The organism is Mycobacterium shinjukuense (assembly GCF_010730055.1).
Taxonomy (GTDB): Bacteria; Actinomycetota; Actinomycetes; order Mycobacteriales; family Mycobacteriaceae; genus Mycobacterium; species Mycobacterium shinjukuense.
Map to the genome: position 1 here is coordinate 1,607,818 of NZ_AP022575.1, position 12,374 is coordinate 1,620,191.

Sequence of the window (12,374 nt, forward strand, 5' to 3'; positions counted from 1 at the left end):
AATCTGACGACGTCGCATCGGCGTGTCGCGAAGCAGGATTCCCAGTCGGCGGACAGAGCGCGCGGTGGGCACACGCCGGCACAGAAGCGGCCCAGTCAGGAGGCCTCGATCTCGCCGGCGATTCCGCGCTCGATGCTCGCTCGGGTGGTGCCCGGCAGCACGATGAGGCCGTCGAGTTCGCTGCGCGCCAGACCATACGCGCGCTCGCGTTCCTGGGGTGTCGCGGCGGTGTCTGACGCGACCCGCAGCAGGTTCTGGGCTCGCGCAATCCGCTGCCGGTCCTCTCGCGAGAAGTCGCTTCGGCGCCTGCGCATCGCCTCTGCTTCGGCGGCGTTGAACGCGGTCACATAGCTTTCGACCGCGTCGAGGTACTGGCGAGCGGCCCGCGGGTCGTCGAGCAGATCCTCGGCACGAAGTGGCTTGTGGAAATCGGCCCTCAGTTTGGCCCTGTGAAAGCCCGTCGTCAGCGGTTCCCGCATATCGGTCATCACCGGGAAGTCCAGCAGCTTGGCGGGGTCGAGCTCGTACTCCAACCAGCGCGCATCGGTGCGCTCGTGCGCCTCGACCGCGCGTTTGATCGCCCGCCACTGTGCCGCGTCGTTTGCGATGGTCGCGCCGCTTGGCTCGGCGAGACCGTCCGGTGTGGGACGGCCGGGCGCCTCGGCGAGCCGCTTGGTGAATGCGGAGAACGCCCTGATGCCGGCATACAGCACGCCGATGAGCGGCACGATCAGCACCAGCAGCTCGATCACCCGAAACAGCAGCCCCACCAGGCCAGGATGCCATCAGTGCGCCCCGAGTGGAGCCCGGTGTCAGCGCGCCCGGCCATTCGGTTCAGCGGTTGTCGGCCGGGCCGGCCGCGACCGCGTCGGCGGCCCTGCCCGGGATGTCTCCGGCAAGGCGCGAGGCGACCTCGGGAGCGTTCACCGCGAACTGCGCCAGCAACCGCTGGCGCGGCGGAGCCACGGGGATCTCGCCGCGGTTGTGCTCGATGCCGGCACCGATCAGCGGCGGCGCGGTGGCTCCTGAATCGGCAAACACCCCGGCGCCCCTGATCGCCTTGTAGTAGCAGACATCTCGGGAGTCGTGACCGGCGCCGATGGTGGCCAGAGGGGCACCAACCACTGTTACGCTTTTGATCCATTCCCGCGGCCGCGGCGCTTCGATGATGCCCGCCGCCAGGTTGGCCGGCGACTCCAGCTCGGATGAGACTCTGCCGGCCACGAGCGTTGATCATGACGGGACCGGCTCACCTGCCGTCGACAAACCCGAGGGATCAGCCGCCCTTCAGCCGAATCTTCCAGCGCACGAAGCCCAGGTAGACGACGCTGATGACGGCCAGCATCGCCATGTCGAACCACCAGGCGCCGGGCTCGTGACGCCAGTGTGAATCCTTGGGGGTCAACGGACCGGGCACCAGTTTGGTCAGGTCGATGGTGGATGCCGAGGCCGCAAAGCCCCATCGCGCCGGAGTGGCCCAGGACATCTGGTCGAGCGCGATGCGCCCGGTGACGGGGATCATGCCGCCGGAGAACACCAGCTGCGACATGACAGCCACCACCAGCAGGGGCATGATCTGCTCGTTGGACTTGGCAACGGCCGACAACGCCAACCCGAGCATCGCCGAAGCGACGCAGGTGAGAGCGACGTCGGTGAACAGCTCCAGACCAGGCTTGCCCAACACCACCGCGCCCTGTGTCGGGCCGCCCTTGCCGATCAGCACGATGATGGTCACGATCGCGGACTGAACGACGGCGAACACGGTGTAGACGAAGACCTTCGCCAATAGGTAGGCGCTGGTGGACAGCCCCACCGCCTGCTCTCGCCGGAAGATCGCCCGCTCACCGATCAGGTCGCGAATGGTCAGCGCGGTCCCCATGAACACCGCGCCCACATTGAGCAGCACCAGGATCTGCCCCGGCTCGTTGGGCGCATCGCCCAAGGGGTTTGGGGTACCGAAGCCGACGTGGCCGGGTACCGACATCGACAACGACCCCATGATGAACGGCAACAGCGCAAGAAAGACGAAGTAGCCCCGGTCGGAGACGATCAACCGCAGCTGCCGGCGGGCGATCGTGGAGAACTGCCGGGCCAGGCTGGTGTGCGCCGGATCGCCCAGCTCGGTGGGTTGCTGAACCGGTGGTGCCGGCGGGGGCGGACCCGTGTGCGCCAGGTACCGCGCCTGGGCCGCGTCCGGGTCGTCGGCGACCGTGCTGAAGATGTCGGCCCAGTTCGTGGTGCCCATGGCCGGGCCGATCTGGCTGGGCGGCCCGCAGAACGCGGTCTTGCCGCCGGGGGCGAGCAGCAGAACCTGGTCACAAACGTCGAGGTAGGTCAGCGAGTGGGTGACCACCAGCACCACCCGGCCGGCGTCGGCCAGCTGCCGCAACATGGTCATGACCTGCCGGTCCAGCGCGGGATCCAGACCGGACGTCGGCTCGTCGAGGATCAGCAGCGACGGCCCGGTCAGCAACTCCAGCGCCACCGACGCACGTTTGCGCTGACCGCCCGACAGCTTGTCGACGCGGGTGTCGAGGTGCTTGGACATCTCGAGTTCCTCGAGCACCCGGGCGACCACCTGTTCGCGGTCTTCCTTGGTGGTGTCCGGCGGCAGCCGCAGCTCGGCGGCATACATCAGCGCCTGTTTCACCGTCAGCTGGCCGTGCACCACGTCGTCCTGCGGCACCATGCCGATCCTGCTGCGCAGCGAGGCATATTCGGCGTGCACGTTGTGTCCCTCGAACGCCACCGTGCCACTGCTCGGCTGCGTGTAACCGGCCACCAACCTGGCGAAAGTCGACTTGCCCGCGCCCGACGGACCGATGACGGCCGTCAGCATCCCGGGGCGCGCGGCCATCGAAATGTTGTCCAGCAGCGTCTTGTTGCCCTCGATCGTCCACGTCACCCCGCGCACATCTAGCCCGCCGGTGCGGGTTTCCAGCAAGCTTTCCTCGCGGCGCACCAGCGTCCCGTCGGCGAAGACCAGGTCGATGTTGCCGATCGTGACGACGTCGCCCTCGTGCAGTAGCGCCGAGTCGACCCGGATGCCGTTGACGAAGGTGCCGTTGATGCTGCGGTTGTCCCGGATCTCGGTGCCGGCCGGGGTCGGGACCAGGGTCGCGTGGTGACGTGACGCCAGTACCTCGGGAATGACGATGTCGTTGTCGTCGGCCCGACCGACCTTGATCGCACCCGGCGGCAACTCCCCCACGCCTCTGCCCGGGCGCAGGATCTTCAGCATCGACGTGCCGATGTTGCTCGCCTCGGTGCCGCCGCGCGGAGCCACCGCGGGAGCCGGGGATACCGCGGGACCCGACGGCAGGGGTTCCCCGGTTGGCGGCCGATAGATCTGCGGTCCGCTGGGCGGTCGACCTGGCTGCCCGCCGGCCGGGTATCGCGGCTGTGGCCCGCTGGGCGGTTGCCCCGGCAGCCGCGTCGTGGGCGGCGGCTGCTGTGCGGGCGGGCCGGCCCACGGCGCGCCGGTCGGCGGCGGGCCCTGGGCCGGGCGTGGCCCGCTGAGCTGGGGCGGCAGCACCATCGCCGTGGTCGGTGGCGGACGCCCGACCGAGCCCTGGTGGCGGCCCAGCGCGAATTCCAGCGCCGGACCGTCGGGGTTGCCGATGTTGACCCGCTGGCCGTCCTGGATGTCCACGGACGACACCCGGCGGTTGTTGACGTACAGCCCGTTGAGACTGCCGTTGTCGATCGCGATCCATCGGCCCTGGTCGAAGCGCAGCAGCAGGTGTACCCGGGAGATCAACGGGTGCGCGACGCGGACGTCCGCCCGCAGGTCACGCCCGATCACGACATCGTGGCCGGCTGCGAAGGTACGCTCGGCTCCGTCGTACCGCACGGTCAGCGCAGGCGGGGCGGCTGTTTGGGTCATCAGCACCAACTGTATCGGGACCGGCAAGCGCCGCCCTGTCTGCGGTGGGAACGGGGCGCCCCCGCACTCAAACTACGGCCAACCGTTGCTCCTGCGGATTTCCTCGCGGCATTCCCGTCGGGTCTGGCCGGTCTGCTGCATGCAGATCCGTATCGGCGATTCTTGTTCGGTGGGCAGCGGCGTCTCGGTCGGCTCGGCGGTGACGGTGATGGTCGGTGTGGCAACGGTGCCCGCGGTGAGCGACCAGATGGTGGTGCTGGTGCCCTGCAACGTCGCGCAGTAGGCGGTCGCGCCGGTCTTGGTGACGCCGGTGCTGCCGATCGGGGTACACACCGCGCCGATGACGACGGGGGCCGGTGCCGCCGACGTCGTTGGCGAGGTGGCCGCGGCCGCGGAAGTGGTCGCGGTTGTCTGCGTTGTTGTTGCCGGCGACGTGGCGGGAGGGGCCGGCGAGGTGGTGCCGGCCGTGGTGGTCGGCGTTGGCGAGGACAGCGCGGCCTGCTCGTCGTCGGCGCGCCGGAACTCCCGCAGCGCCACAGCGATCGCAATGACCAGCAGGATCGCCAGCACCGCGGGGACGACGACCGCGGGCCGCGTCACGGACCGTCTGGATGCGGGGGCCCCCGCCACCGGCAGGGAGAGGCTGGTGTCGTCGGGATCGCCAGCACCGCCCAGATGATGGCCGAGCGCCCGTGCGAAGTCGATGCACCGCAGGTAGCGATCCTTGGGGTCCTTGGCCAGCGCCTTGGCGAAGACCGGATCGAGTTGGGCCAGTCCGGGACGGCGATCGCCGATGGCCGGCGGCAACGCGCTCAGGTGCTGGCTGATTACCACGGCCGGGTTCGAGTGCTGGAATGGTGGGGACCCGGTCAGCAGTTGGAATGCGGTCGCGGCCAGCGCGTATTGGTCGGCCCGCCCGTCGAGGTCGCTGCCCATCAGCTGTTCGGGAGCCGCGTAGGCCACGGTTCCCACCGTCATGTTGGTGGCGGTCAATCCGCTGGCTTCACCCACCCAGCCCGCGATCCCGAAGTCGGCCAACAGCACTCGACGATCCGGGGATTCGGGTTGGGCAATCAGGATATTGGCCGGTTTGACGTCGCGGTGCAGCAGCTTGTGTTCGTGGGCGTAATCCAGCGCTTCGGCGACCGCGGTGATGATCGCAATGACCTCGGGACCGGGCATCCCGTCGGGATAACGGTCCCGCAGTAACCTTCCGGCGTCGGTGCCATCGACGAAGTCCATGTCGATCCACAGCTGGCCGTCCGTCTCGCCGCGATCGTGCACGGCGACGATGTGCGGGTGCCACAACGAGGCGGCGGCGTTGGCCTCGCGGTGGAACCGTTCCCGATACTCACGATCGGCTGACACCTCGGCCTTGAGCACCTTGAGCACATCTTCCCTGGGCAGCCTCGGGTGCCGGGCCAGGTAAACCTCGCCCATCCCGCCGGATCCCAGCTGTCGGACGATGGTATAGCCGGCGAACGTCGCACCTTCCGCGAGCGGCATGGACCGCATCGTAGCCGCTGAGCCTGGTCGAGGTCGAAAATCAGAGTTGGCCGGCTCACTGTCGCGATGGGCGCGGATATAATTCGTTGCCAGCCCAGGCGACGGTGAGGAGATCGCGATGAGTCCTTGCAAACAACCGTCGGCTGCCCTGGCGATCGGTCCCAATGCCCCGCCGCCGGCCGACTACGCCCCCTTGCCCGAGGACTATCCGTCTCCTGCGCTGCCAAATGTCAGCGTTTGCCCGAATCTTGGACGGTGTATCACCGTCACCGGGTGCATCTAAGCCTGGATCCGCACCGTGAGCGCCAGCGACACCCGCGGTTTGCAGCTCAACCGCCGGACCTTCGTGGGCACCTCGGTCGCCCTGGGCGGCGCCGTCGCCGCCGTCACTACCGTTGCCGGATCTGAGCGCACCGGCCACGACGAAAGTTGCACCGCCGTGGTGCGAGCCGAGATCAACGGTGAGCATCGAGAAATTGCCGTCGACAACCGCACGTCGCTGCTGGACATGCTGCGCGAGCGCGCGGGACTGCCCGGAACGAAGAAGGGCTGCGACCACGGCGCGTGCGGCGCATGCACAGTGCTGGTCGACGGTCGCCGGATCATCTCGTGCCTGACGCTGGCGGTCATGCACGACGGCGCGAAGATCACCACCATTGAGGGTTTGGCGGCACACGGCAGTCTCCATCCGCTGCAACAGGCGTTCATCGATGAGGACGCCTTCCAGTGCGGCTACTGCACGCCCGGCCAGATCATGTCCGGGGTCGGCTGTATCGCGGAAGGACACACGGGCTCGGCGGCGGAAATACGAGAGTGGATGAGCGGCAACATCTGTCGCTGCGGAGCCTACCCCAACATCGTCGCCGCCATCGCGGCCGCGGCGCGGACCCTCTAGATTCGTGTTCCCGTTTCGCTACACCAAGGTCACTGACGAACAGTCGGCGTTGCGGGCGGGGGCGGCCGGCGGCCGCTACCTGGCCGGTGGTACCACGCTGGTCGACCTGATGCGGGAAACGGTCGAACGGCCCGACTCGCTGGTCGACATCAATGCCCTGCCCTACACGGCGATCGACGTGCGGCCGGGGGTAATTCGCGTCGGATCCCTGGTGCGAATGTCCGACCTTGCCGCGCATCCTCTTGTCCGCCAACAAGTTCCCATGATCAGTCAGGCCCTCGAGCTCAGTGCCTCCGCTCAGCTGCGCAACATGGCGTCGATAGGCGGCAATCTCCTGCAACGCCCGCGGTGCCTGTATTTCCGAGACGTGTCGGCCGCCTGCAACCGGCGCACCCCTGGCACCGGCTGCTCGGCGATCGCGGGGCGTAACCGTACAACCGCAATATTTGGCACCAGCCAGCACTGCATCGCAACCCACCCGTCAGACCTCGCGGTTGCACTGCTGGCGTTGGACGCCGTCGTGGTGGCCCGGCAAACTTCTGGGGAACGGCGAATCCCGCTTGCCGAGCTCTACCGGCAGCCAGGCGACTCACCTCACCTGGAGCACAACCTGCACCCGGGTGAGCTGATCGTCGCCATCGAGGTGCCCGTCGGGCCGGAGGCCCGTCGGTCCGGCTATCTGAAGGTGCGTGACCGCGAGTCGTACCAGTTCGCACTGGCCTCGGCGGCCGTGGCGCTCGACATCGTCGCAGGCACAATACGCAGCGCCAGGGTGGCCGTCGGCGGGGTCGGCACCGTGCCGTGGCGCTTGCCGGCCGTTGAAACAGCGCTCCAGGGCCGGCCACCCAATGCCGACCTCTTCCGCGGTGCGGCCGCCTTGGCCGTCGACGGTGCAAAGCCGCTGCACGAAAACGGTTTCAAGGTCGAATTGCTCAAGCGCACCGTCGAGAGAGAACTGGTCACCGTGGCGGCACTGCCATGACGCACGCATTGTCTACCGCGCAGGGCGTCTGTGGCCAGCCGATCGCCCGGGTCGACGGCCCGCTGAAGGTGACCGGTAAGGCCCGCTACGCGGCCGACCACAAGCTTCCCGGAATGGCCTACGCCGCGCTGGTCTGCAGCACGGTGGCGTGCGGCGGCGTCGACCGCGTGGACAGCCGTGTGGCGCTACGGCAACGCGATGTGCTCGCAGTGCTGACCGACTTCGCCGGGGTGAAACTGCCGTTTGACACCCACCAGGTTTCCTTCTTCGGTCAGCCGGTCGCCGTGGTGATCGCCACCACATCCGAGGCGGCGGCCCACGGCGCTTCGCTGGTCGATGTCCGCTACTGGCGTCGGCCACAGTTGACCCGGGCATACATTCGACTATGCACAAGGGCCGTGTTCGCCGACCTACCCGCACTACAACATGACCTGCCCGCGGCGATCGGCGGTATGGGGTGGAGCCTCGGCGCGCAGTCCTCCGACCTGTGTTCGCCGTCCCCAATATGCGTTCAACGTATCGCGTTGTGCCGCTGGACATCAACCTGCCGTGGTTCATGAGAGGGCCGGGTGCGGTCACCGGAACATTTGCGCTCGAGTGCAGCATGGACGATCTCGCCCACCGCCTGGGCATTGACCCGATCGAGTTGCGCGTACGCAACGAACCCGATATCGACCAGACCAACGGGCTGCCGTTTTCCACCAGACGAGTCACCGATTGCCTCCGGCAAGGCGCAGCTGCCTTCGGGTGGTACCGGCGGAATCCGACGCCCGGAGCCACTCGCGACGGCGATCAGCTCGTCGGGCTCGGAGTGGCCGCGGTAGCCTATCGCACGTATCGCAGCCAATGTTCAGCCATTGCAAGGGTTTTAGCCGACGGCACCGCCGAGGTGCAAAGTGGAACCAGCGACATGGGACCCGGAACGTATACCTCGATGACACAGGTCGCCGCCGATGCCCTTGGGATGCCTCTAAGCCGGGTGCGATTCGCCCTGGGCGATAGCAGGTTTCCACCGGCGCCGCCGCACTCGGCCTCTCGGACTATGGCCAGTGTGGGCTCGGCGGTTTTCACCGCTGCGAACATGCTGCGCGACAAGCTTATTCGCGTAGCGGTGGTCGATCCGGGATCGCCGTTGAACGGCCTGCGCCCGGGGGATGTGGCGGTTACCGATGGTCGCATGTTCGCGATCTCCGGACCCGAGCGCGGCGAGTCTTACCAGGAGCTGTTGCGCCGGCGTGGCTGGCCCAGTCTGGAGTCTGAACAGACCTGGACGCCCGACGATTCCGACAACCGATACTCGATCTACGCCTACGGAGCTGTATTCGCAGAAGTCGCTGTAGATGCATTGCTTGCCACGGTACGGGTCCGCCGCATCCATGCCTGCTACGATGCGGGGCGGGTGATCAATCCCAAGCTGGCGCACAGTCAAGCGATCGGCGGCATGGTCGGAGGGATTGGGATGGCGCTGCTGGAAAGCACCGAACTGGATCACCGCGACGGCCGAATTGTCAACGCCAACATGTCGGATTACCTGGTTCCGTCCAACGCCGACGTCCCGGCGCTCGACGCGACCTTTCTGCCTGCCGAAGACATGATCGCCGATCCGATCGGCGTCAAGGGGCTCGGCGAATTGGTGATTGTCGGAGTGCCCGCAGCGATAGCCAACGCGGTGTTCAACGCCACCGGCAAACGTGTCACCGATTTGCCCATTACGGTCGAGAAACTGCTATGAACCGGCAGGTACGCCGCGTCTTCGAGAAACGTGCCGGACAGGAGGGGACGGTGACATCAACCGAGCTGCCGGCGGGTTGCCCGGGCTCGCTGAGGTGTGAGCCCATGACCATCACGCGGGACTCAGCGGTTGGTGTCGATCGAGGCCCCGTTGTGGGCTCGATCGCCGGGGCCGCTTGCGGTCGGGCCGCGGGATCGGTGGCGACGGCAGCCAGCGTGGCGGTCGCGGGATCGGTGGCGACGGCAGCCAGCGTGGCGGTCGCGGGATCGGTGGCGACGGCAGCCAGCGTGGCGGTCGCGGGATCGGTGGCGACGGCGGGCAGCGTGGCGGTCGCCGGGTCGGCAGCCACTGCCGGCAGCGTCGGAATCTTCGGCGGCCTGCTGACCGTGTTGTGTGTAGCCGCCCGGGACTGTGTGGCATGCCTGGCATGCATCGCCTGCAGGCGGTGCGTGGCCTGTATCGGGTGCGTGCGCTGCACCGACTGTGTGGGATGCATCGGCTGCGTGAATTGCTCGGGGCTACGCAATGTCAAGGGCGCCAGGAACAGCCACGCACCCGACGCAAGCCCGCGCACCGTGCGCCCGCGTTGAACCGACCCGAGGCTGCAACGAACGGCCTCGGTTCACCCAATCAGCCGGGTAAGCCAGCTGGGATTCTGCAGATCCACCGACTTGGTGCCGTCCCACACGAACGGCGTGCCACTGGCGCTGAACCCGGCCAGCGTCGCGTCGGCGTTGCTGGCCTTGGTCTGGGCGGTGCCGAGGTCGGCTCCTGACTTGATGCAGCTGATCACGGTGGTGTTGGCGCCGACGGTTTGCGCCAGATGGGCCAGTTCGGCATCGGTGCGATCGGCCGGCGCACCCTCCTGAGGCTGAAAGTCGCTGCCGAACAGGGCGGAATAGAAGTTCGTGTAGATCTTCGGGTCGTTCTGCCTCGCAACGCAGTACGAAGCCGCCACCGCGCGGGTCGAATAACTCCTGCTGTGCGACTGCTCGTCGAGGAAGTTGAGCAGGTGATAGCGCACCGCGAGCCTTTTGTTGGCCACCGCCGCGTCGATATCGCTTGCGTACGACCTGATGAACGCGCCGCATGGCGGGCAGATGGGTTCGTTGAAGATGTCGATTGTTGCCGATGCCGCCGAGCTGCCGACAAATACGCCGTCATTGAGGACCCGAAGCTCGACCGCATCGGCCTGCGGCGCCGGCGAGGCCGGCCGCGACGACGGCACCGCCGATCGCCACGGATGGACGGCAACAACGCCCAGCACGCCCGCGATGGCCAGCACCACGGCCACCGCAGCGCCAACCCATATCCAGGGTTTTGCTCCGCCCCGCCGAGGCGATGGTTGACCCCACGGCGGCGCGCCGACGCCACCGACTTGACCCGTGCCCCAGCCAGCAGCACCGGCCCATACCGTCGGCTGTTGCAGCGGTGCGCCCGGAACGCTCGGCGACCCGGGCGGCGAGGCGGCCGACCACGTGGGGCCCGCTGGCACGCCTTGGCCCGACGGCGTGGGCGCGAAACCGCTTTGCGGTTGGGCAAATCCGGTCGGCAGCTGCGCGACCTGGCTGCGCCGCAAGATGTCGGACGCACGGTCCTGATCGCGGGTGGCCAGCGCCGCGTAGCCGGCCGCTGCCAGGTCCGCGCAGGTGGCGTAGCGGTCCGCTGGATCTTTGGCCATACCGCGGGCGATGACCGAGTCGAAGGCGACCGGAATGCCGGGCCGGGCGGCGCTCGGCCGTGGGATCGGCTGATTCAGGTGTGCGCCCATCACGCTGAGCTGGTCGCCGCGGTATGGCGGGGAACCGGTCAAGCACTCGTACAGCACGCAGGCCAACGCATAGATGTCGGCACGATAGGTCACCTCGGATTCGCTGAACCGCTCGGGGGCCATGTAGTAGAGGGTGCCCACGGTGCTGCCGAGCTGGGTGAGCTTTTCGTCAGTGGTGGCGCTGGCGATCCCGAAATCGACGAGGTAGGCGAAGTCGTCGGCGCTGACCAGGATGTTCTCCGGTTTCACGTCGCGGTGGGTGACCCCGGCGGCGTGCGCGGCGTCGAGCGCCGAGCCGATCTGGCGCACGATTGCCACCGCACGCGGCGGGGCCAGCGGCCCGTAGCGCTTCAACATGGCGGCCAGGTCCTTGCCGTCGATCAGCCGCATGTCGACGTAGAGCTGCCCGTCGATCTCGCCGTAATCGTGAATCGGCACGACGTGCGGCTCCTGCAGCCGCCCCGCGGTGCGGGCCTCGCGCTGCATGCGCGTGCGGAAGACCGGATCGCTGGACAGCGTCGGTGACATCAGCTTCAGCGCCACGGTCCGCTCCCGCACCGTGTCTTCGGCCTCGTACACATCGCCCATTGCGCCACGACCCACCAGGCGCCGCAGCAGATACGGCCCGAATCGCGAACCCTCCCGCGATTCCGCGGTGTCACCCATCGCCTCGACTCCTCATCCCGCCAACCCCACACAGCAAACCGACTAGCAGCGCCTTCGCTCCCCGGCGATCACCTGCGCCGGTCGCCGGCACGCGGTGGCATGCCCGGCATAAGGCTAATCGCTTCGGCGGCCGCGGGGCGCGGGGGATACGGAGAACGCCGGCAGGCAGCGGCCGGTTGTGATCCAGCCGGCAAAGCCTACCCGGTTTTCACCCGCAGCTCGCCCAGCCGGATGGACACCAACGTCGGGAAGGGCAGCGAGCGATTACCGGGACCGATCGGGCGCACCCACCGGCGAGTGGGAAACATCAGCCCGCCGGCGTGATCCGGGTCGGTGCAATAGTGAGCTGCCCGTGCCCAATGGCCAATCACCTCAGCGACGTAATCGTGGCGGCGCAGGTGCCCAGCGCTGTCGAAGTAGAAGGTCTGCTCGGGCGAGTGGGTGTCGAGAGCCGGCGGGAACCTCACGTTGAGGCGCCGCCATGTCTCTCCGGCCTCCTGCCAGGTGGCGCCCTCGGTTACCTCGACTCCCTCGCGCGTCAGCAGGAACGGCATGGTGAGGTAGTTCCACATGGCGTAGCCGGCGAAGTAGACGGAGTCCAGCGGGTCCCAGCGGACGTTCCGGCGCAGTCCCGAGAGGCCGACGAAAGCCCCACGGGGGTTCGCTCGCGAGCCGATGACCTGACCGTCGTGACTCTCGATCCGCACCGCTCCGCCCTCGTACACCCCGCGCTGCCCGTCACGCGGGAACGGGTCCAACACCGTCCGGGCCTGCTGCACGTGCACCGTGATTTGGTAGTCGGCGAAACGGTTGCCCGGCACCCGGGTTCGGATGAGCAGCCCTCCGGCGCGCACGCGCGCATGAATCGTTGCGGCGGCCCGCCAGCGCGCCAGCCCTCCGTGGGCGTCCAGCACCTCCTGCAGCAGGGCGCTCATA

General features: G+C 68.0%; 11 protein-coding genes. 5 read left to right on the plus strand and 6 right to left on the minus strand.

The genetic code is table 11. The features are described 5' to 3' along the window. Positions 1 to 95 precede the first annotated feature (95 nt). The 4 genes from G6N20_RS07155 to G6N20_RS07170 form a co-directional block, all read right to left on the minus strand. On the minus strand, positions 96 to 770 hold the full coding sequence (locus G6N20_RS07155; protein ID WP_083046370.1) for a hypothetical protein: 675 nt from the start codon (positions 768 to 770) through the stop codon (positions 96 to 98). Between the two features lie 64 nt (positions 771 to 834). Then, entirely contained in the window at positions 835 to 1,224 is a 390-nt protein-coding gene (locus G6N20_RS21085) for a hypothetical protein (protein ID WP_232065453.1), read from the minus strand. Between the two features lie 52 nt (positions 1,225 to 1,276). Then, positions 1,277 to 3,886 carry an FHA domain-containing protein gene (locus G6N20_RS07165; RefSeq protein WP_276004263.1) on the minus strand — a complete coding sequence of 870 codons (2,610 nt, stop codon included), beginning with the start codon at positions 3,884 to 3,886 and terminating at the stop codon, positions 1,277 to 1,279. A gap of 72 nt (positions 3,887 to 3,958) precedes the next feature. Next, positions 3,959 to 5,392, minus strand: a complete 1,434-nt coding sequence (locus G6N20_RS07170) for a serine/threonine-protein kinase (RefSeq protein ID WP_083046460.1) — start codon at positions 5,390 to 5,392, stop codon at positions 3,959 to 3,961. 298 nt (positions 5,393 to 5,690) lie between these two features. Between G6N20_RS07170 and G6N20_RS07175 the strand changes: the two genes are divergently transcribed. From G6N20_RS07175 to G6N20_RS07195, 5 genes are all read left to right on the plus strand, one after another. After that, complete coding sequence (locus G6N20_RS07175; RefSeq protein WP_179961522.1) at positions 5,691 to 6,287, plus strand: (2Fe-2S)-binding protein; 597 nt, start codon at positions 5,691 to 5,693, stop codon at positions 6,285 to 6,287. Between the two features lie 4 nt (positions 6,288 to 6,291). Next, complete coding sequence (locus G6N20_RS07180; protein WP_083046371.1) at positions 6,292 to 7,269, plus strand: FAD binding domain-containing protein; 978 nt, start codon at positions 6,292 to 6,294, stop codon at positions 7,267 to 7,269. Then, positions 7,266 to 7,829, plus strand: coding sequence for a hypothetical protein (locus G6N20_RS22155; RefSeq protein WP_163662866.1), 564 nt, complete (start codon positions 7,266 to 7,268; stop codon positions 7,827 to 7,829). Before G6N20_RS07180 ends, G6N20_RS22155 begins: the two co-directional genes overlap by 4 nt. Further along, positions 7,796 to 9,001, plus strand: coding sequence for a xanthine dehydrogenase family protein molybdopterin-binding subunit (locus tag G6N20_RS07190; RefSeq protein ID WP_232065454.1), 1,206 nt, complete (start codon positions 7,796 to 7,798; stop codon positions 8,999 to 9,001). Before G6N20_RS22155 ends, G6N20_RS07190 begins: the two co-directional genes overlap by 34 nt. 104 nt (positions 9,002 to 9,105) lie before the next feature. Then, positions 9,106 to 9,591, plus strand: a complete 486-nt coding sequence (locus G6N20_RS07195) for a hypothetical protein (protein WP_232065455.1) — start codon at positions 9,106 to 9,108, stop codon at positions 9,589 to 9,591. A gap of 32 nt (positions 9,592 to 9,623) precedes the next feature. Here G6N20_RS07195 and G6N20_RS07200 read toward each other — a convergent pair whose 3' ends face one another. Both G6N20_RS07200 and G6N20_RS07205 read right to left on the minus strand, forming a co-directional pair. Beyond that, positions 9,624 to 11,438, minus strand: coding sequence for a serine/threonine protein kinase PknE (locus G6N20_RS07200; protein WP_083046373.1), 1,815 nt, complete (start codon positions 11,436 to 11,438; stop codon positions 9,624 to 9,626). 197 nt (positions 11,439 to 11,635) lie between these two features. Further along, the gene (locus G6N20_RS07205; RefSeq protein ID WP_083046374.1) at positions 11,636 to 12,373 is read right to left on the minus strand and encodes a hypothetical protein; all 738 of its coding nucleotides are present in this window, start codon (positions 12,371 to 12,373) and stop codon (positions 11,636 to 11,638) included. Position 12,374: the final 1 nt, after the last annotated feature.

What these genes read in the sequence shown, in the direction of transcription:
- G6N20_RS07165 (WP_276004263.1), bottom strand. Translation starts at nt 3,886, where the DNA reads ATGACCCAAACAGCCGCCCCGCCTGCGCTGACCGTGCGGTACGACGGA.
- G6N20_RS07170 (WP_083046460.1), bottom strand. Translation starts at nt 5,392, where the DNA reads ATGCCGCTCGCGGAAGGTGCGACGTTCGCCGGCTATACCATCGTCCGA.
- G6N20_RS22155 (WP_163662866.1), top strand. Translation starts at nt 7,266, where the DNA reads ATGACGCACGCATTGTCTACCGCGCAGGGCGTCTGTGGCCAGCCGATC.
- G6N20_RS07195 (WP_232065455.1), top strand. Translation starts at nt 9,106, where the DNA reads ATGACCATCACGCGGGACTCAGCGGTTGGTGTCGATCGAGGCCCCGTT.
- G6N20_RS07200 (WP_083046373.1), bottom strand. Translation starts at nt 11,438, where the DNA reads ATGGGTGACACCGCGGAATCGCGGGAGGGTTCGCGATTCGGGCCGTAT.
- G6N20_RS07205 (WP_083046374.1), bottom strand. Translation starts at nt 12,373, where the DNA reads ATGAGCGCCCTGCTGCAGGAGGTGCTGGACGCCCACGGAGGGCTGGCG.